Source organism: Roseivirga ehrenbergii (assembly GCF_001593005.1).
Lineage (GTDB): Bacteria > Bacteroidota > Bacteroidia > Cytophagales > Cyclobacteriaceae > Roseivirga > Roseivirga ehrenbergii.
Window position 1 is genome coordinate 297804 of the sequence record NZ_LQZQ01000001.1, and the last position, 20277, is coordinate 318080.

17 protein-coding genes and 1 pseudogene are annotated in these 20277 nt (G+C 41.1%); 11 read left to right on the forward strand and 7 right to left on the reverse strand.

Annotation, left to right across the window (positions count from 1 at the left end; all coding sequences use genetic code 11):
* Nucleotides 1-21: 21 nt before the first annotated feature.
* A complete protein-coding gene (locus MB14_RS01365) occupies nucleotides 22-1071 on the reverse strand; it encodes a lysylphosphatidylglycerol synthase transmembrane domain-containing protein (protein ID WP_062587890.1) in 1050 nt (349 codons plus the stop codon).
* Entirely contained in the window at nucleotides 1071-1823 is a 753-nt protein-coding gene (locus MB14_RS01370) for a segregation and condensation protein A (RefSeq protein ID WP_062588165.1), read from the reverse strand. Before MB14_RS01370 ends, MB14_RS01365 begins: the two co-directional genes overlap by 1 nt.
* Nucleotides 1824-1973: 150 nt before the next feature.
* Here MB14_RS01370 and dxs point away from each other — a divergent pair, with 150 nt between their 5' ends.
* Nucleotides 1974-3911, forward strand: coding sequence for a 1-deoxy-D-xylulose-5-phosphate synthase (gene dxs / locus MB14_RS01375; protein ID WP_062587893.1), 1938 nt, complete (start codon nucleotides 1974-1976; stop codon nucleotides 3909-3911).
* Nucleotides 3898-4671: an alpha/beta fold hydrolase gene (locus MB14_RS01380; protein ID WP_062587895.1), complete on the forward strand. Its 774-nt coding sequence runs from the start codon at nucleotides 3898-3900 to the stop codon at nucleotides 4669-4671. Before dxs ends, MB14_RS01380 begins: the two co-directional genes overlap by 14 nt.
* Before the next feature lie 4 nt (nucleotides 4672-4675).
* Here MB14_RS01380 and MB14_RS01385 read toward each other — a convergent pair whose 3' ends face one another.
* Nucleotides 4676-5590 carry a YihY/virulence factor BrkB family protein gene (locus MB14_RS01385; RefSeq protein WP_062587897.1) on the reverse strand — a complete coding sequence of 305 codons (915 nt, stop codon included), beginning with the start codon at nucleotides 5588-5590 and terminating at the stop codon, nucleotides 4676-4678.
* A 148-nt stretch (nucleotides 5591-5738) separates the two neighbouring features.
* On the opposite strand from MB14_RS01385, the gene MB14_RS01390 reads away from it, so the two are divergent.
* Complete coding sequence (locus tag MB14_RS01390) at nucleotides 5739-7124, forward strand: HTTM domain-containing protein (RefSeq protein ID WP_062587899.1); 1386 nt, start codon at nucleotides 5739-5741, stop codon at nucleotides 7122-7124.
* Between the two features lie 4 nt (nucleotides 7125-7128).
* Here MB14_RS01390 and hutG read toward each other — a convergent pair whose 3' ends face one another.
* The 4 genes from hutG to hutH all read right to left on the reverse strand — a co-directional run bounded on the left by hutG (nucleotide 7129) and on the right by hutH (nucleotide 12754).
* Nucleotides 7129-8097 (reverse strand): formimidoylglutamase, encoded by a 969-nt coding sequence (gene hutG, locus MB14_RS01395; protein ID WP_062587901.1) that lies wholly within the window; start codon nucleotides 8095-8097, stop codon nucleotides 7129-7131.
* 4 nt (nucleotides 8098-8101) lie between these two features.
* The gene (hutI, locus tag MB14_RS01400; protein WP_062587903.1) at nucleotides 8102-9343 is read right to left on the reverse strand and encodes an imidazolonepropionase; all 1242 of its coding nucleotides are present in this window, start codon (nucleotides 9341-9343) and stop codon (nucleotides 8102-8104) included.
* Between the two features lie 194 nt (nucleotides 9344-9537).
* Nucleotides 9538-11208, reverse strand: coding sequence for a urocanate hydratase (gene hutU, locus MB14_RS01405; RefSeq protein WP_062587905.1), 1671 nt, complete (start codon nucleotides 11206-11208; stop codon nucleotides 9538-9540).
* A complete protein-coding gene (hutH, locus tag MB14_RS01410) occupies nucleotides 11186-12754 on the reverse strand; it encodes a histidine ammonia-lyase (protein ID WP_062587907.1) in 1569 nt (522 codons plus the stop codon). Before hutH ends, hutU begins: the two co-directional genes overlap by 23 nt.
* A 169-nt stretch (nucleotides 12755-12923) precedes the next feature.
* Between hutH and MB14_RS01415 the strand changes: the two genes are divergently transcribed.
* From MB14_RS01415 to gatC, 8 genes and pseudogenes are all read left to right on the forward strand, one after another.
* Nucleotides 12924-13811 carry a LysR family transcriptional regulator gene (locus MB14_RS01415; RefSeq protein ID WP_062587910.1) on the forward strand — a complete coding sequence of 296 codons (888 nt, stop codon included), beginning with the start codon at nucleotides 12924-12926 and terminating at the stop codon, nucleotides 13809-13811.
* 172 nt (nucleotides 13812-13983) lie between these two features.
* On the forward strand, nucleotides 13984-15489 hold the full coding sequence (locus MB14_RS01420; RefSeq protein ID WP_062587912.1) for an ankyrin repeat domain-containing protein: 1506 nt from the start codon (nucleotides 13984-13986) through the stop codon (nucleotides 15487-15489).
* Between the two features lies 1 nt (nucleotide 15490).
* Complete coding sequence (locus MB14_RS01425; protein WP_062587914.1) at nucleotides 15491-15985, forward strand: DUF2271 domain-containing protein; 495 nt, start codon at nucleotides 15491-15493, stop codon at nucleotides 15983-15985.
* Nucleotides 15986-16000: 15 nt separating this feature from the next.
* Entirely contained in the window at nucleotides 16001-18202 is a 2202-nt protein-coding gene (locus MB14_RS01430; RefSeq protein ID WP_062587916.1) for a PepSY domain-containing protein, read from the forward strand.
* A gap of 210 nt (nucleotides 18203-18412) precedes the next feature.
* Nucleotides 18413-18684: pseudogene (locus MB14_RS19250) on the forward strand (KilA-N domain-containing protein); the annotation flags it as partial.
* A gap of 27 nt (nucleotides 18685-18711) precedes the next feature.
* The gene (locus MB14_RS19255) at nucleotides 18712-19110 is read left to right on the forward strand and encodes a hypothetical protein (RefSeq protein WP_425466533.1); all 399 of its coding nucleotides are present in this window, start codon (nucleotides 18712-18714) and stop codon (nucleotides 19108-19110) included.
* A gap of 152 nt (nucleotides 19111-19262) precedes the next feature.
* Entirely contained in the window at nucleotides 19263-20003 is a 741-nt protein-coding gene (locus MB14_RS01440) for a lysophospholipid acyltransferase family protein (protein WP_062587918.1), read from the forward strand.
* Nucleotides 19990-20277, forward strand: a complete 288-nt coding sequence (gene gatC, locus MB14_RS01445) for an Asp-tRNA(Asn)/Glu-tRNA(Gln) amidotransferase subunit GatC (RefSeq protein WP_062587921.1) — start codon at nucleotides 19990-19992, stop codon at nucleotides 20275-20277. Before MB14_RS01440 ends, gatC begins: the two co-directional genes overlap by 14 nt.

The following is a 20277-nucleotide window of genomic DNA, read 5'->3' on the forward strand; positions in this document are numbered from 1 at the left end:
AGCGGCTAATGGCCGCTTTTTTTATTTAGTTTTCACCACTAACTTTTTTATCCAGCCGGGCAAAATCAAAGCACCAATAATTAGATAAGGATAAAAACTGATCAGGCGCCATATCAAGCTAGCCACAAAGGTGTATTCACCTAAAAATTCCTCGAAAAAAGCAGGGAAAATGTATTCGGCTGTTCCTGCGCTGCCAGGCGTTGGCGAAACAAGCATCACCAACCACATGATCAGATGTCGGCTCAGAAGCATAAAATGTTCATTTATACTAATAGGAACAAAGCCCACCACTAGCATATTCAACACCCCGAACTTAACAAGCCAAATGGCATAAGTGAGTCCAATTAATTTTAGCCAAAAGGCAACAGACTTACCCCTTAATTCCTTTGATACTTCATAAAGCTCATCGGCTCTATTCGATAAGCGTTCTCCCCACTTTTTTAAAAATGACCACTTAGCAATTCGCTGTAAAAGATTTTTTACTACCGAAGGAAATAGAAGCAAAGCCGAAATTTTAAACGATATATAAAAAGCAATGAGGCCATAACTTAGGTAAAAGAAATACGACAGACTTCCGCCCAATTCATTTTGAATCAATTCGGACTGAGGCAAGGCAGCACCATTGGTTAAGAGTAAGACAATAGGAGAAGCGGTCAGAAAAAATATGTTATCCATCATAGCCAAGAGCAGGGCAAAAGCCAAAGCTCTACCTACATCTACACCATGTTTATGAATGATATAAACCACCACAGCAATGGGGCCGATAAGGGGAGGGACAACCGCAACGGCAAATTCCCAGAGAAAAACAATCCGCAGTGCTTTCTTAGTGGTAAACGATTTTCCTCCAACTAACTTTACTCTGGCTGTATTTAAAAGGTCTTTAGAAATTAGAAAAACGAAAGCCAAAACAATAGCCAAAACAGATATCCTTAACATGGACTGCAAGGATTCGTCATTGAGTTTATCATCACGAAAGGCAATAAAGGTAACGATTGCCAATCCGATGATTACTGGAAGCCAGACATTTCTAGGGTTCAGGGTGCGAAGTGCTTTTTTAGAATCTACTTCCATTATTTTTCTACCAACTCTTCTTCAACCTTTTCAATCCAAAAATTGTTGAAGCCTTCACCCAAATGCATAGTGATTTCTCTCATTTGAAGTAGATCTAAGATGGAGAGGAAGTTAAAAATTACCGCGATTTTGTTTGGTTCTAACTGGATAATATCCACAAATGAAATTCGAGGAGTTTCGGTAAGCTTAGCCATGATAAAGTCTCTCTGCGATGAAATGGTATAAGGATATTGAATTACCTCATGCTTAGGTTTGTTCTGCTCTACCTCATAGCGGCTCATCACTTTCTGGAAAACTTTAAGCAGTTTATAGAGATCCAAATCTTGCATTTCGGATTCAACATTATTGCCTTCCGCTAATTTTTTGAGCTCACCTACAACGTTGCCTCGCGACTCCATCTGCATGCGGTCATTCTCCATTTGGGCCAGACTTTCCACCACAGACTTATACTTTTTGTACTCAAGTAAATGCCTGACCAACTCATCTCTAGGGTCAACCTCATTCCCTTCTTCATCTAATACAGGGCGTGGTAAAAGCATTTTCACTTTAATACGCATTAAAGTAGCCGCCACTAAAATAAACTCGCTCGCCACCTCCACATTCAATTGTTCTAAATGATGGAGGTAATCCAAAAAATCTTTGGTTATCTTGTGGATTGGGATGTCATTAATATCAAGCTCATCCCTCTGAATAAAGAAGAGTAAAAGATCGAATGGACCCTCAAAAAGCGGTAGTTTGATTTCGAAACTCAAAGATTCTGAATTGTTGTGAATCAAATATATAAGGATTAAGAGAATGAAGCCGACTAACTCAAAATATTTTCTAATTTTGTTCCTTCAAAAAAATCCGGCTCAAACAATTCGTGCGTATTTAAGTTCTCAATTCATTTAGTCCAAAATCAAATGCTGATACAACCGGGAAAGCTGCTTAGTAAAATTGATTCACCTGATGATCTTAAAAAATTAGATCAAGCTGACCTTGTTCAGGTTTGTGATGAATTAAGACAATTTATTGTTGACAACGTATCTGTTTACGGAGGCCATTTTGGCGCTTCATTAGGCGTGGTAGAACTTACTGTAGCTCTCCATTATGTATTTAACACACCAAAAGATCAGCTCATTTGGGATGTTGGACACCAAGCATACGGACATAAAATATTAACTGGAAGAAGAGATTCTTTCCAATCAAACCGAATTTATAAAGGCCTTTCGGGCTTCCCAAAAAGAAAAGAAAGCGAGTATGATGCTTTTGGAGTAGGCCACTCTTCTACTTCTATTTCTGCCGCTTTGGGCATGGCCATGGCCAACCAATACAAAAAAGATAACCGTCATCATATTGCCGTAATTGGCGATGGTGCTATGACAGGAGGCCTTGCCTTTGAAGCCATGAACCACGCTGGGGTTTCTAATAGTAACCTGCTAATTATCCTCAATGATAACTGCATGTCAATCGACCCAAATGTTGGGGCTTTAAAAGATTACTTGACGGATGTTACGACTTCTCAAACTTACAATAGGGTAAAAGATGACGTTTGGAGGTTACTAAGTAAGTTCTCCAAATTCGGAAAAAGTGCACAAGAGATTATTTCTAAGGTTGAAAACTCGATGAAGACCATGCTTTTAAAACAAAGCAATCTTTTTGAGTCGCTCAACCTCAGATATTTTGGCCCAGTAGATGGCCATGATGTTCATCACCTTACCAGTGTAATGACCGATCTGATGAAAATTCCAGGTCCAAAGATTTTACATTGCGTAACCGTAAAAGGAAAAGGCTACAAACCTGCCGAAGAAGGTAATGCCACTACCTGGCATGCACCGGGCAAGTTTGATAAAGTAACAGGCGAAGTTTTCAAAAAAGTTAGCGATAAGCCCGAAGCACCTAAATACCAGGATGTTTTCGGTCATACTTTGGTGGAACTTGCTGAAAAGAACGACAAAATCATGGGCATTACGCCTGCAATGCCTTCTGGTTCTTCGATGAACATTATGATGAAAGCCATGCCAGACAGGGCTTTTGATGTAGGAATTGCAGAGCAACATGCTGTTACTTTTTCAGCTGGACTGGCTACACAAGGGCTTATTCCTTTCTGTAATATTTACAGCTCGTTTATGCAGCGCGCTTACGATCAGGTAATCCATGATGTCTGTATTCAAAATTTGCCTGTAAACTTCTTTTTAGACAGAGCTGGTTTTGCGGGTGCCGATGGCCCAACTCACCATGGCGCTTATGACATCGCCTACATGCGTTGCATTCCAAACATGATTGTTGCTGCCCCAATGAATGAGGCAGAATTAAGAAACTTAATGTTTACTTCTCAACTTCCTAGAGAGGGTGAAGCTTTTACTATTCGTTATCCACGAGGCCAAGGCGTAATGCCTGAATGGCGTACCAAAATGGAGAAAATCACCATTGGTACAGGCAGAAAAATAGCCGATGGCAAAGATATAGCGATACTTACAATTGGCCACATTGGCAACTACGTATATAAGGTAAGAGAAATGTTGTGCAAAGAAGGTTTAGACCCAGCACATTACGACATGCGTTTTGTAAAACCTTTAGACGAAGAATTACTTCACGACATTTTCAGAAACTTCAAGAAAGTAGTGACTGTAGAAGATGGTTGTTTGGTTGGTGGTTTTGGCAGTACCATTTTAGAGTTTATGGCCGACAATAACTACAGTGCTCAAATTAAGCGTTTGGGTATTCCAGATGCCATTGTAGAGCATGGAACTCAAGAGCAATTACATGCCGAATGTAATTTTGATGAGGCAGGAATTGCCAATGCAGTGCGCGAAATGATGGGTGTTAAGCTTGCTAAAACAGTTCATGCCAGCAATTAAGACAACAAAACAAGGCAAAGGTTTTCCAGTCATTCTCATTCATGGTTTTTGCGAAAACAAATCCATGTGGTTTCCTTATGCCAATAAGCTAACAGAACACTTTCAAATCATTTGTCCCAATTTACCCGGTTTTGGCGAATCTCCACTACCGAAGAAAGACATTACTTTAGAGGAAGTCGCTGATGAATTAGCTGGATTTCTATCTGAAATCCAGGTGGAAAAATGCGTAGTTGTTGGCCATTCTTTGGGTGGATATGTGGCCTTGGCTTTGGCAGAAAGACATCCTAACCTTATTCAAGGACTGGGCTTATTCAACTCAACCGCCATGGCCGATGATGAAGAAGCAAAGCACAGAAGAAATAAATCAATTTTATTTCTGAAAAAGCATCCGGTTTCAAAATTCATTGAACCGTTTATTCCTTCACTTTTTTATTCTAAACGAAAAGAGGAGCTAAAGGAAGAAATCGATTTGTCCACTTCAATTGGCTTACAAAGCCCTTTAGACACCATTATCGCTTACACCGAAGCCATGAAGATCCGAAAAGACAGGTTTGAACTTTGGAAGAGCCTTCCTTTTCAAACTTTATTTATTGGTGGTGCTAACGACAATCGTGTTCCTTTAGAAATGGCCGAAAAACATATTGAAGAACGAGTAAATGTTGACGGTTACATTTTACCAGAAACCGCTCATATGGCCATGCATGAACGTCCAACGGAAACGATTCAAATGATTCAAGACTATTTATTAAAAGTGGTCTAAACTTTTAATCGCCAGACTTCTCTTTATCTTTCTCGTACCGTGCTTTCCATCTGGCATGCTCTGCAGGTTTAAATCGATAACCTTTGTGCTCGGCAAAAGCTTGGGTAAACTCGGCTCCAAAAAACATAATTAAGCAGGTATAATTGATCCAAAGCATGATAAGCACAACGCTTCCTGCCGCCCCATAGGATGAAGCTGGCTCGGCTTGACCAAAATAAAAGCTCAAAACAAACTTACCAATGATGAATAATATGGCGGTAAAAAACGCACCAGACCAAACACTTTTCCAGTTCACACTAACATCAGGCAATACCTTAAACACCAAGGCAAAAAGTATGGTGGCCATCCCCAGTGTAATGGCAAAGTCCGTCACTTTCACCAACACGAGCAAGTATTCCGGAAATTGACGGCTCATCCATTCGCTAATGGCAGCCAATACAGCAGAGATCACCAACGATATTAACAGTAAGAAACCAATGGCCAAAATGAGCCCCAAAGAATAGGCACGGTCAAAAACAAGTCTCTTAATTCCACTACCAGGCTTTTGTTCAACGCGCCAAATATTATTGAGCGACTTTTGTAATTGAAAGAAAACCGTTGTAGCACCAAATAATAGTATAGCTATTCCCACAGCTCGCATAATAAAGCCTGAGTCACTCCTGTAAGAACTGACAACCATATTTTCAATGCTCTGTGCAGCTTCATAACCAATCATTCCAGAAATTTCATTTACCAAACGGCCTTGAACAGCCTCCTGACCATACACCGCACCTCCAATCGAGATCAGCAATATCAAAAGTCCCGGAAGAGAAAAAATCGAATAATACGCCACAATTGCACTTTGACGAAAAGCTTCATCTTCGTTCCAGCCTTTAAATGCCTGCTTCAGTAGTTTCCACCATGTTTTTATTCCCATCATAAAAAATCAGATAATGTAATAGAAACACGTTTCCGCCCATAATGTTAGAAAGCGGTGGTTAAATGGGTGAATTAGAAAAGCTTCTGTATTTTAGAGTTCCAAAACATATTTTAGGATTTGCTCTCCGAGTACAATCCAATCTCATTCAATGCAAATCTGTAAAGGAGAAATATTCGAAATTATAGGAAAGGGAAAACTCAAAAACCTCTTCGCTCCCGTTGATAATGCTTCGATTGTGCTTTTCAGAATAATGTTCGGACTCATTATGTTATGGGAAGTTACTCGTTATTTTGGGTACAATTGGATTGAGCGCTATTGGGTCACTCCCTATTTCAATTTTGCTTACACACCATTCAACCTAAGCCCATTGTCTGAAAATGGAATGTATATACTTTGGTATGTTTTGGGTGCATTGGCCATTTTCATCACTATAGGCTTTCTGTATAGAATCAGCACCGTTCTGTTCTTCTTGCTCTTTACTTATACTTTTCTTTTAGAGCAGGCACGTTACCTCAACCATTTCTATTTGGTTATTATCGTCAGTTTTATTCTCATTTTTATTCCAGCCCACCGTAGCTTTTCTATTGATTCTAAAATATTTAAGGGCATAAAAAGCCCCTACAATGCCAGTTGGAATCTGTGGTTAATTCGGTTTACAGTGGGCATTCCTTACTTCTTCGGTGGGATTGCTAAAATAAATCCTGACTGGCTTAGGGGCTATCCGCTCAAAGATTGGCTTTTAGGCGACCAGAATTTTCCAGTCATAGGGCAGTACTTTACAGAGCATTGGATGGTCATGATTATGTCGTACTCTGGCCTAATACTCGATTTAGCAGTTGTGCCTGTTCTACTATTCAAACGCAGCCGAGTAATTGGCTTCATTGCCATTTGCCTCTTCCATTTAATGAATGTAGAGCTATTCGAAATCGGTATTTTCCCTTGGTTTATGATTGCCGCTACAAGCTTATACTTTAGTCCCAATTGGCCAAGAAAGCTTATTCAGAAAATCGGGTTCAAAGGCGATGAAACTCAGGGAACCAATGCCTTCAATCCTAACCCAAAATACCAGAAAGTAATTTTATACGGATTGGGAATTTTCTTCGCTATTCAGGTTTTTCTACCCATGCGCCATTTGCTTATTAAAGGAAATGTTCACTGGACGGAAGAAGGCCATAAATATGCTTGGCACATGAAATTGAGAAGCAAAGATGGGAGTACCGAGTTTATGGTGAAAAACAAGGCTACTGATGAGCTCATTGAAGTCAATATTGGAGGTTACCTACAAGATTGGCAGGAGCGAAAAATGGACGGAAACCCACAAATGATCTGGAAGTTTGCTAAGTTTTTGAAAGAAGAGTATGGCCGAATGGGTGTAGATGTTGAAGTTTACGCACAAGCTTTGGCTTCGCTTAACGGAAGAGCATACCAGTACATCATCGATCCGAATGTAGATTTAGCAGCGCAGGAAAAACCATTCTTCGGTCACGCTGAATGGATTCTACCCTTGGAGGTTCCTTTAGAAAATCAGCGATAAGTCGTTAACGTGAAACCAAATAATGCACCAACCTAGCCGCCAGTCTTGCAGTAGAGTTATCTTGGTCATACTTTGGACTCAATTCGGCTAAATCTACACTGATTAGTTTTTGAGATTCAATCAATACATCGAGTGTTTTGAGTACAATATCAGGTGAGAATCCCATTGGTGAAGGGGCACTTACTCCGGGCGCATAAGCCGATGAAAAACCATCCAAGTCGATTGTCAAATAGACCTTATCTACCTTTTGAAGAAAGCTATTCAAGCAGTTTTTTACTTCAGCCCAATGCTCTGTGGTATATTCCGTATTCTCTAAATAAGTAACCCCTAATTCATCGGCCGTACTGAAAAGCGTTTGTGTATTCGCAGACCGCTGAATACCTAAACAGCAATATTCGAATGCCTGATTTTTGGCCTTACAATCATGTGCAATTTGAAAAAAGGGCGTTCCAGAAGTATTCCCGTTTTTATTATTTCTTAGGTCGAAATGTGCATCGAGATTGATAATTCCGATGGTTTGGTTTTCCCCCTGCCCATCTAAAAACTGACGAACTCCGGTATAATGCGCATAAGCAATGTCATGGCCTCCACCTAGTAAAATAGGGAATACACCTTGGTTCAACAACTGGCTTACAGCCATGCTTAAATGGCCGTGCGTTGCGTCTAAATCTTCGTCAGCGCAGACTACATTTCCAAAATCCAGAATATCAGTTGGGCTTTGAAAATGGTTTGGAAGAATGGCCAGCATTTTACGGATGGCATCTGGCCCATCAATCGCTCCAACCCTACCCTGATTTCGCTTTACACCTTCATCCACCGCATAGCCTAAAATGGCCAATTGTTTATTGACAGAAGGCTTTAACTTCTCTAACGAGGACGCTTCCACCATTTCATACCAATAGTTAGGTCGTCCAAGATTTTCATCTTTTCGGCCTTTCCAAAGCGATAGGTCTGCGGGCTTCAGTGCGTTCATAGGTTCAGATTTTTTGACCTCTTTTATAAACCATTGCAGGTTTTAGTTTGCCTTGTTGGTAAAGAATTTCTTGATAATTATTACAAGGGAAAATGGCCAAATCGGCCAATGCACCTTCCGCTAAAGTTCCACGATCTGTTAATTCTAAAGCCGCTGCTGCACGAACCGTAATACCTGCCAATACTTCGGCATTGGTTAGTTTTTCTACAGCGCCCAAAACCGCAGCTTGCATGAGCAAATCACCCATAGGAGCCGAGCCTGGATTCCAATCGCTGGCAATGGCCAAGCAAGCCCCCGCATTCAATAATTTACGAGCAGGCGTATAAGCACAACCCAATCCCAAAGTAGCGCCAGGGAGTGCGGTGGCAATCGTGTTGCTCTTTGCGAGTATTTCAACGTCTTTGTCTGTGCTGGCTTCTAAATGATCAGCACTTACTGCCCCTACTTCTACCGCCAATTGGCTTCCTCCCGTTGAAAACTGATCGGCATGAATGGTAATGGAGAAGCCCATTGCCTTGGCTTTTTCTAAATAAGGCTTTGCTTCTTGGGGTGAAAAAGCACCCGACTCCACAAAAATATCAATGCGGTTCGCCAGCTTTTCTTCCTTCAGAATTGGGAATAGCTTTGAACCAATTTCTTCTAAATATTCTGCTTTCGAACCTTCAAAATCTTTTGGATGCATATGGGCTGCTAAGCAAGTGGCCACCAAATCGGCTGCGTGTTTTTTATTCACTGCCTGAATGGCGCGAAGCATTTTCAACTCTTCTTCTACCGTAAGTCCATAGCCACTTTTGGTTTCTATCGTGGTTACCCCTTCCGACAAATGGCGACTGGCACGTTCGGCAATTCCAGCCTCCAATTCCTTTTGCGAAGCATTTCGCGTTTGGGTAACGGTGTACCAAATGCCGCCACCCAGTTCAGCCATTTCTAAATAGGTTTTTCCTGAATTGCGAAAAGCATAATCTCGTGCCCTACTGCCCGAAGAGCAGATGTGGGTATGCGAATCGATAAAGCCTGGCAAGGCCACAAAATCGCCATCGAGTTCCACCACTTCGGCACCAATAATTTTGGTTTCGTTTAAAAGTGTATCGAAATCTCCTGTTTTGGCAATGGTTTCTCCTTGCAGAAGAATTCCGACTTTGCCTTCAAAAACATTGAGTTGCTCGTCTTTCAAAGCACCATTCAAAGGCAAACCCGTCATGGGCAAAACCTGCTTAAATGGGCCGATTAGTTTGTAGGTGTTCATTGTAAAACAATTAGGCACGAATCGATTTGAGTTTGAGTCACTCTTAAAAAGTAACACTCCATATTTATTGATTCTATGTTCAAATTCACTCTAAGTTATTTTCTTTCCCTGAGGAACGAAGGGTCTAGGAGTTCCTTCGTTTCACTCAGGATAAAAAGCTGAAATATTAAGTTTCATCACTCCAAAATTGAAGATTAAAGCGTCAAGCCAAACTCATCGCTTTTTTCTTGCGCGAGGTCATAGCCTGCATCTGCATGACGAATAACGCCCATTGCCGGATCAATGTGAAGCACGCGCTCCAAACATTTTTCTGCACGCTCGGTGCCATCGGCCAAAACTACCATACCTGCATGTTGTGAATAACCCATTCCAACGCCTCCACCATGATGGAAAGACACCCAAGTGGCACCTCCACTGGTGTTGCCCATCAGGTTCAACAATGTCCAATCCGATACGGCATCACTACCGTCTAGCATACCTTCGGTTTCGCGGTTTGGCGAAGCTACCGAGCCACAATCCAAGTGATCGCGACCAATAACTATTGGGGCTTTCACCTTTCCTGTTCTTACCAATTCATTGAAAATAAGTCCCGCTTTTTTACGCTCGCCTAGGCCCAACCAGCAAATTCTGCATGGCAAACCTTGGAAGGCGACACGTTCTCTGGCTTGCTTCAGCCAATTGATCAAATGATGATTGTCCGGAAAGGCTTCCATCAAAGCCTGATCGGTGGTATAAATATCTTCCGGGTCACCAGAAAGCGCAGCCCAACGGAAAGGGCCTTTTCCTTCACAAAACAAAGGACGAATATAAGCAGGCACAAAACCTGGGAAATCGAAGGCATTGGCCTCTCCACCCTGGCGCGCAAATTCACGCAAGTTATTACCGTAATCGAAGGTAATTGAACCTCGTTTCTGCATTTCCAACATAAACCCAACATGCCTAGCCATACTCTTGAGCGACTTGGCTTTGTAGGTTTTAGAATCTTCAACTCTTAGCTGATCCGCTTCTTCCAAGGTATAACCATTAGGAATATAACCGTTGATTGGGTCGTGGGCTGAAGTTTGATCCGTAAGGATTTCAGGAATCACGTTATCAGCCAAAAGCTTTTCGAGCACATCGCCAATATCCCCCACCAAACCGATTGAAATGGCCTCTCCTTTTTCCTTCGCATCCCAAGCCCAATCTCTGGCTTCTTCATAGGAATCGGTCATTTTATCGATGTAGCGTGTATCCAAACGTTTCTTGATTCGAACAGGGTCTTTGTCAACCCCCAAGAAAGTGGCTCCGGCCAAAGTAGCCGCCAAAGGCTGAGCGCCACCCATTCCACCTAAACCACCAGTCACCACCAGTTTATGTTTCAAGTCACCTTGAAAATGCTTGATGCCACAGGCCACAAATGTTTCATAGGTTCCTTGAAGAATTCCTTGGCTTCCGATGTAAATCCAACTTCCAGCTGTCATTTGGCCATACATCATCAGTCCGCGTTCTTTCAATTCATTGAAATGCTCCCAATTGGCCCATTCTGGCACCAAATTACTGTTTGCAATCAGCACGCGAGGCGCTTGAGAGTGGGTTGGAATGATACCAACCGCCTTGCCAGACTGCACCAAAAGACTTTGGTCGTCTTCCAGTTTCAGCAAGCATTCAATAATTTTTTTCAGTGCTTCTGGATTCCTAGCTGCTTGGCCGTTCCCACCATATACCACCAATTTTGAAGGATCTTCAGCCACATCGGCATCCAGGTTATTCAGAAGCATGCGCAATGGCGCTTCAGTTTGCCACGATTTAGCATGAAGCTGATTGCCAGTTGGTGCTTTATAATACGGATGGTTGGCGTATTGCTCAATAAACTTCGAATAATTCATGATGGTTAGTTTTGAGTGTACTATAGTTTTCTTCTTGGCGAACGACAGAAAGCAATACGCCATCCTTCACCATGTTAATTGTTTTTTCTATGTCTAGGGCGAAAACCCTGTCCACGGCAGCATGCGTCACCTGCTTTCTGACCAAGCCGTGCATTTCGCCAATAATTTTACTTGATTTTAGCGGACGATGAAAGTCAAGTGCCTGCGCAGCACAAAGCAATTCGATGCCCAATATTTTTTCTACATTTCCTATCACTTGGTAGGCCTTTCTTCCTCCAATAGAGCCCATACTGACATGATCTTCTTGACCCAAAGAAGTTGGAATACTATCTGCACTGGCAGGAAAGCACAAACCTTTATTCTCACTGGCCAAAGCCGCTGTAGTGTACTGCGGAATCATAAAACCTGAATTAATTCCTGTTTCCTTCATCAGCAATTTCGGCACATTGTCTACTGTCCCTTCAAGAGAAAGGTAGATCCTTCGGTCGGAAATATTACCGATTTCCGAAGCGGCCAAACAGGCGTAATCTAAAGCCATGGCCAAAGGCTGACCGTGGAAATTCCCTCCACTAATGGTCAAATCTACATCGAAAATCACAGGATTATCGGTCACTGAATTGAGTTCAATTTCAACTAACTCTTTCAAATGCAACCAAGCATTTCGCGAAGCCCCATGTACCTGTGGAATACAGCGCAAAGAATAAGGGTCTTGCACCCTAGTGCAGTTAGCGTGTGAAGTCATTACTTCGGAATCGCTGAGCAAAGCGGTCATTCGGGCGGCCACATGTTGGTTTCCTTTAAACGGACGCAATTCATGCAACTCTGGCCTGAATGGTTTCGAAGAACCTAACAGTGCTTCTACCATCATGACACCAATCAAATCGGCATGATCTAGGCAGTTATGCAGCCTGTCCACCACTTTCACTGCATAGGCCAAAATAAATTGCGTGCCATTAATCAGTGCCAAACCTTCTTTCGGGCCCAATTCTAATGGTGCTAAACCGTGCTTTTGCAATACACTCAGCGTATCATGCTTTTTGCCATTCTCCATTACTTCACCCAAACCTATTAAGGGAAGGAAGAGGTGAGATAATGGGGCCAAATCTCCTGATGCTCCTACAGAGCCTTGACTAGGCACTACCGGAATAATATCATTATCAATATGCCATTTGATGCGATCTAAAGTAGTTTCGGCAATACCAGAATAACCTTGTGCTAGAGAATTCATTTTAAGAATGAGCATCAGTTTTGAGATGTCATCTGGCACCGATTCGCCAACACCCACACTGTGGCTTTTGAGAATATTTTCTTGCAACAGCCTTGTTTTCTCTTCTGAAATAAGAGTGGTACAAAGCGGTCCAAACCCAGTATTAATTCCATATACTGCCTTTCCCTTGGCTACAATTTCTTCAACGGTCTGCTGACTTTTCACCACCTTGACCCTAGTTTCTGCACTCAAATCTCCAGCAATTTCTCCAGCACAAATGGCAAGCGCCTTGCCTACGGTCAAGTGTTCTTCACCGTATAAAAATATTCCTCTTTCCATGAATGATGTGTTAAACAAAAAAACCCGCTAAGGAATCTACACAGCTAGTAGTTTAGAGCAATGTAAAATAGGAGATCCTTAGGGGCGTATCAGAAACCTGTTTTCTAATACGAAAGTAAGCCTTACTTTTAATAATTAGAAATACCATTTTTATCAACACTTAATAACCATGAGTTATCAATTAGAATTTCGGCACCTCAAGTATTTTATGGCCGTAGCCGAAGAGCTTAATTACAGAAAGGCGGCAGAAAAATTGTTTATTTCACAGCCCGGTTTGAGTAGGCAAATCAGCCAAATGGAAGAAGTTTTGGGTGTGAAGTTATTTGAACGCACCAAACGAAAGGTTAGCTTAACCACTGCTGGCGAACATTTAATGCACGAAACGCTATTTATAAACAACCATTTAGCACGGGTTAAAAAAGAATTAAAAAGAATTGATTCGGGTGAACAAGGCGAAATAAAAATAGGGTTTATTGGCTCAGCCATGCAGAACATAGTGCCCGACTTAATGGTAAAAATGAATGCCCAGTTGCCCGAAATAAAGGTAAATTTGGAGGAAATGTCGAATAAGGTTCAGGTAGAAAAACTGGAAAAGGGTGAGCTTGATTTTGGTTTTGTACGGCTCTCCAGGGTGCCTGAAGAGTTTCATATGCACCCCGTTTTGGAAGACACTTTTTCTATCGTACTGCCCAAAAACCACCCCATGAATGAAAAGCAATTTAAGAATGTAGCTCAATTAGCAGACGAGCATTTCATTCTTTTCTCCAGCGAATACAGTCCGCTTTATTACGACATGATCATGAGTATTTGCGAAGATCAAGGTTTTACCCCCACGGTATCTCATAAGTCCGTTCATGCCCAAACCATTTTTAAACTGGTAGAGCGTGGGCTTGGTGTGGCCATAATACCTACTTCATTACAATATGGCTTCGATTTAAAGGTGAAGTTTATTGAATTGAAGAACATTCCTCAACGCACTACGCTGTCCGTAATCTGGAAAAAGGAAAACCGCAACCCCGCCATGTGGAAGGCGAAGGAATTGTGGTTTGGGGAGTAATTTTTTAACATTCAAAGCCCGTTCCAATCACTAGTACTAGTGAAATTTTAATTATGCCACAGTTTCTCCTTGGTTCATCAAATCTGGACTTTATATTTGCAACCTATTTATAATAAGTCTAAATAAGAACAGGGAGAAGAAAGCTTATTTCTTCTACCAAAAAATACAACCCATGAGAATCCTTAATAAAGTAAAAGCCATCACCTTGGCCATACTGCTGATGGCAAATATAAACTTTGCCGCTGCGCAAGATGACAATCCCTTTATTCAATCTAAATACTGGGCGGCCAAACCAAGTATAGAAACGATTCAAGCCGACATGGCCAAAGGTCATTCAGTACTTGAAGCCAATAGTGGTGGCTTTGATGCCACTACTTATGCTATTCTGAACAACAACCCATTGACCACAATTCAATTTTTGGTTGAACAAGGCAACTCTGTAAACAAGAGAACACACGATTCAAGAACCTACATTTTTTGGGCAGCTTCTCGTGCCAATATTGAGGCCATGGAATACTTTATGAGCCAAGGCGCAAAAACCGACCTTCGAGATTCACATGATTACACTGTAGCTCAATTTGCAGCAGCAGGCGGTCAGCAGTCACCAGAAATCTACGATTTCTTTGAAGCCAATGGCGTAGATTTAAAAAACCAGAAGACAGCGGAAGGAAAAAACATCCTTCACATTCTTATCCCTCGTTTGACCAACTATGGCATGTTGGATTACTTCCAATTGAGAGGTTTTGACTTGAACGACCTAGATGAAAATGGAAACGGCTTGTTCAACTATGCAGCCCGTAGCGGAAACATCGAGTTATTGGAAGAATTGGTTGACCGCGGTGTAAAATACGGTGAGAACAAAGTAACAGGCGAAAACGCCATTTTGATGGCGAGCAGTAACCGAGAAAACACGGTGGAATACTTCAAATACCTTGAAAGCTTAGGCTTAAACCCCGCAGTAAAAACAAACGAAGGCGTTTCTGCTTTACACAGAATCGCTGCTTCAAATACCAACCTAGATGTTTACAATTACTTCTTAAGCAAAGGATTGAATGTGAACGATGCAGACTCAAACGGAAACACTCCTTTAATCAATACGGCAGGCAGAAACAGCTTAGAAATGGTAACCTTCTTGGCAGAAAAAACTAAGGACATTAACCATGTTAATAAAGAAGGACATTCTGCCCTGACAATGGCGGTAATGCGCAATAATGCTGAAGTGGTAGATTACCTTATTTCTAAAGGTGCTGATGTGAAGGTAACCGATGAAAAAGGCAACACCTTAGGTCAATACTTGATTAGTGCGTACAGCAAAAATAACAGTGCTGACTTCGACAAAAAATTGAAATCACTTCAAGCAAAAGGGCTTGACCTTAGCAAAAAGCAAGGTGACAAAAGCACCCTTTTCCATTTGGCGATTGACAAAAACGACTTGGCTTTACTGAAAAAGGTACATGCTTTGAAAATTGATGTCAACGCAAAAAACAATGAAGGAGCAACCGTCTTACACCTTGCTGCGATGAAAGCTGCGGATGACGAGATTTTGAAATACCTAATTTCAATCGGAGCGGATAAGAACAGTACTACTGAATTTGAAGAAACCGCTTTCGATTTGGCTCAGGAAAACGAAAAGCTAGCCAACAATAAAGTGGATTTAGGATTCTTAAAAGCGAAGTAAGATGTTGAATATACAGCAATTCGGAACGAAAATATTATTGATTGCCGGGTCAGTTTTAGCAATGGCTTTCACCTCAGATATTGGAAGTGTAAAGTACAAATGCTTGGTGCAAATGATTAACTACACTGGTGAAGACGCTTATGTTGCTATTTCATTAATGAACCCAAAAGGCGAATACGAGCGCACTCTATACGTTCAAGGCGATGATAGCGAATGGTACAGCGATATTAAAAACTGGTGGGCTTTTTCTTCAGGGAAAAACGAAAAGCTAGACGGCATTACTGGCGCCAGCATTGGTAATGGAGAGCGTCAGGTTTTGGCTTTCGAAATTGACGAAACAAAAATTGATGCAGGCTATAAAATCAGGTTTGAGTCGGCTGTGGAAAACCAGGATTATCATGTCACCGATGCAGAACTGAGCTTAAATGCAGAAAGCGTAAACAGTAAGATCGAGGGAAAAGGGTACATCCGTTACGTGCGTATCATCCCAAATTAATATCCACAAGTCTTTATGACCATTTCTTTTTGGAGATATAGCCACCTTGTTCTGGCTATATCTTCATCTTTATTCCTTCTTATCACTTCCCTTACCGGGGTAATTTTGGCCTTCGAACCCATTATCGAAAAGGCGCAACCTTACCAACCCAGTGGGGCTTCTGAGCTTACTATCGCAGAATTGCTCAGTAATATAGAAGGGAAATACGAAGAAGTGCTCAGTATTTCATCAGACAAAAATGGTTTTATCACAGCCTCTGTGATTGGAGAAAATGGAAGTGAGAATTTCTACATTGACCCTTTTACCGGAGAAAAAATTGGTGAGCTGAAGGAAAAAGCAGCCATTTTCAACTTTGCTACCAGCCTACACCGTTCGCTCTTTTTGGGTACGGTAGGTAGGTTCTTTATCGGTTTGGCCTCCTTCTTACTTTTCCTCATGGCTACTTCTGGCGTAGCCCTAATTTTAAGGCGCCAAGGCGGAATTAAACAGTTCTTTAACAAGCTGGTAAAAACCAGTTTTCTCCATGACTATCATACAATTTTAGGTAGGCTGGCACTTATCCCATTAATCGTTATTTCGCTTTCAGGTACTTACTTATCGCTGCTTAGATTCTCTATAATTCCTGAAGAAAACATTAGTCATGCTGTAGATTATGATGCCATTGAAGCCAGCCCAAAAATCAGCACTGCCAACTTTGAGATTTTCAATCAAAGCACTTTAGAGAATTTCAGGTCAATTGAATTTCCGTTTAGTGATGATGTTGAAGATTACTTCCTCTTAAAGCTGAAGAAAAAAGAAGTTATTGTAAATCAATTCACGGGTGAAACGTTAAGCGATCAGCCCTACCCTTTTGTGGCCTTGTTTTCTGAACTGGCCATGATATTGCACACTGGGCAAGGAACAATTCTATGGTCTGTTGTTCTTGGTTTGGCCAGCTTAACACTGCCCTTCTTTATTTATTCTGGCTTTGCCATTACCCTAAAAAGAAAGGCTGCCAGAATTAAAAACCCTTATTCAAAAGATCAGTGTAAGTATGTAATTCTTGTAGGTTCAGAAGGAGGAACCACACGCAAGTATGCCAAGTTACTGCACGATCAACTACTGGCTGCCAGGCAGACTTCTTTCCTCACAGACATGAACAAACTGAGCCATTTCAAGCAAATGGAGCATTTGGTGGTGATTACAGCTACTTATGGCCAAGGCGAAGCACCAAGCAATGCGGCTCAATTCAAGAAGCTTTTTATTAAAGATTTTAGACCAAAAAATGACTTCACTTTTTCAGTAGTAGGTTTTGGGTCATTGGCCTACCCAGAGTTTTGCAAATTCGCTTTTGATACTGATGATTTGCTAGGAAAACACCCTTTAAGTACTCAATTACTGGAAGTACATACGGTCAATAATCAGTCTTTTGAAGCTTTTAGTAGCTGGGTAAATCCTTGGGCAGAAAAAGTGGGGCTAACGATTGAACTACCCAAACCAGATAACCTTATTGCCCGAAAAAAGACACAGAAATTCACAGTCGTCAACCGTGCCATTTCATCTAATGTGGAAGACAACACTGCACTTATAGAGCTAAAGCAAGAAGGGAATAAGAAGTTTGAATCGGGAGATTTATTGGCCATTTACCCACAAAACAGTACTCGCGAGCGTTTGTATTCACTGGGGAAATCTAAAGATGGTAATCTCCTCCTCAGTGTAAAAAAACATGAACTTGGGTTATGCTCTACGCTTTTGCACGAATTAAAAATAGGCGATTCACTCGGAGGTTTTCTACTTCAGAATAAAGCCTTTCATTTCCCTCAAAAGGCAAAGCGCACCATTATGATCAGTAATGGAACTGGCATTGCACCTTTCTTGGGCATGATTAACAGAAAAGGTAAAGCACATGAAATTCACTTGTATTGGGGTGGGCGAACAGGCAACTCATTCGACATTTATAAAGAAACCATTGAAGACGCCTTGGCCAACAATCAATTGACAGCGTTCAAACCAGCTTATTCACGTTGCTGTGATAAGATTTACGTGCAAAGCCTCATAGAAAAAGATGCGCCATTTATTGCCAAAACGTTGAAAGAAAATGGTACAATTATGATTTGCGGCTCCATTACCATGCAAAAAGGAGTAACCCAAGTACTCGATCAAATTTGCCAAAAGCATAATAATCAAAGCCTAAGCTTTTACCAAAACCGAAAGCAGATTAAGCTGGATTGTTATTAGTTTGACTTCGCTCTGACGAAAACCTCACCCTTCTAATTATCTCTAGAAACTCAGAACAGGAATTGTATTAAAACTGAAGTCTATTTAACTTATACTGGTATTCATAAAAACCAATAAGGAGAGATGTGCAAGAAAAAAACGCTGAATGTTCAGGGAAAAGAAATCGCACTGATTTCCGATTCGACCAATGATTATATCTCGCTCACCGATATGGCGAGATATAAAGATGCTAACAGTACAGATACGATTATTCAAAATTGGCTTCGAAACAGAAATACAGTAGAATTATTAGGCTTCTGGGAAACCATGTACAATGTTGATTTTAAACCCCTCGAATTCGAGGGGTTTAAAAAACAAGCGGGGCTCAACAGTTTTGTACTTACACCAAAAAAGTGGATAGAAACCACAGGTGCTATTGGTCTAATTTCAAAAGCAGGTAGATATGGAGGCACCTATGCCACAAAGACATTGCTTTCGAGTTTGCCTCCTGGATTTCCATAGAATTTAAGTTGTACATCATCAAAGAGTTTCAACGCCTAAAGGCTGATGAAAATAACCGACTAAAGCTTGATTGGGACTTACAGCGCACCTTAGCCAAGGTCAATTATGTAATTCATACCGATGCGATAAAGGCGAACTTATTACCAACAGAATTAACAAAAAACCAAATTAACTTGGTATACGCTAGTGAAGCCGACATATTAAATATGGCGCTCTTTGGTAAAACAGCTAAGCAGTGGAGAACCGAAAACCCAACTGCAGATGGAAACATAAGGGATGAAGCCACCATAGAGCAGCTGGTAGTATTAAGCAATATGGAGAGTATAAATGCTGTATTTATAAGCCAAGGTTTATCCCAAAGCGAGCGATTGGTTCAACTAAATAAAATGGCCATTACACAAATGTAATCTTTGCTTAAGAGTACCTCGCTCAAGAAATTAAAGAATGACAATTAAGCTCTACGCGTCTCTCATCATCCAATCCTCAGCCATTCTTTTAATCTTAACGGTAATTACCTAAGCAGCAACTCATTTTATTTTATCTTCGCAGCTTAAACGCGATGAAAACACTACTCAAAATTTATTCCGCTTACGGCCTCGTTATTTTTGCCTTGGTTTTCATTGTCTTATTGCCTTTTTTTCTGTTGGCTATTTTTGTAAAGCCTTTAGAAAAAACTGCTGGTTTTCTCAATCATATTTGGGCCAGACTGCTTTTCTTCTTTCTCTTTTTAAACCGTTCTAAGATTGTTTACGAAGAAAAACTGAGCCGAAAACAACGCTATATTTTCTGCGCCAATCACTTCTCATTTCTGGATATCCCAACCATGGGGCTTATTAACCATAACTTCAAATTTATCGGTAAAAGCTCATTGAGAAAAATTCCATTATGGGGCTATATGTACAGCAAGCTCCATATTTTGGTAGATCGTAATAGTTTAAGAGATCGACATGCAAGCTGGCTAAAGTGTAAAGAAGCTGTTGAAAATGGTTATAGTATCACCTTTTTCCCTGAAGGTGGAATTTTAAGCAAAAGCCCACCTGAATTGGCCCGTTTTAAAGAGGGCAGTTTTAAAATTGCTGTGGAAGAACAAATCCCAGTTGTACCGGTAACAATTCACAACAATCATCTACTTTTACCTGACAAAAAACCTTTGATGATGCACACAGGCCTTATTTCGCTTAAAGTGCACAAACCTATTTGGCCAACAGGCACCGATGATTTTGCAGTGCACGATTTAATGGCTAAAGTACGTTTGGTAATAGATGAAGAACTGAAACTGACACACCATGCAGGTAGATAAAAAAGCATTGCATCAAGTGGCTCATTTAGCCCGACTCAACATTAAGCCCGAGGAAGAAACTCAGCTTTTGAATGACATGAGCGAAATACTAACTTGGGTAGGGAAACTGGATGAACTAGACACTGAGGGCGTTGAACCCTTAACTCATATTACAGAAGAAGTTAACGTTTTTAGGGAAGACAAAGCGGAAATCAGTATCAGTCAGGAACAGGCGCTAAAAAACGCTGCGGTAAAAGATTCTAAGTTTTTCAAAGTACCCAAAGTGTTAAAATAG